Source organism: Vibrio sp. 1401, from assembly GCF_033340295.1.
Genome location: NZ_JAWOWF010000772.1, coordinates 1 through 537 on the forward strand (window position 1 = coordinate 1; position 537 = coordinate 537).

Below are 537 nucleotides of genomic sequence, written 5' to 3' on the forward strand. Positions count from 1 at the left end.
CCAATACGGCATAGGGATGTCGACTAACTTTACCAACTTAAACTCTCACGGTGCTGAAATGGCACTCAACGTTGAGATGGGCACAGATAAGCTCATTGAGGCGGAGCTGTATTCTCCGGTCCTGTCGAGCCAAGAGTTTTTTGTTGCTGGTAAGGTGGCGTACAGCAGTGAAGGGCGAAACTTGCCAGTCAGTGATGATGACTCGAGTTTAAGTTCGGTGAACGATTTTTTGCCAGTGTCTTATACCGAGTTTGTTTCCGAGATAGCGATTGGTATTCAGCCTACGTTGTGGCAAGAGTTAAGATTGGGCGGTCGATACTCTTCGGGTAGCATTGAGTTATCGACATTGGCGTCTGTAGGTAATCTAGATTTTGAGCGAAGAGGCTTGTTTGCCAATTACCGCTTAGACACCCTCGATGATTTTGCTTTTCCTACGCGAGGTTTGTTGGTCGACCTAGAATATTTGGTTTCTCACGATACCAGCCCTGAAGAGATAGGTCAGTCCAAGCCTAAAGATATTGTGGAAGATACAGTGTA

1 pseudogene is annotated in these 537 nt (G+C 46.2%); it reads left to right on the plus strand.

The features are described from left to right. A pseudogene (locus tag R7Z77_RS28080) lies at positions 1–537 on the plus strand (serine protease); the annotation flags it as partial.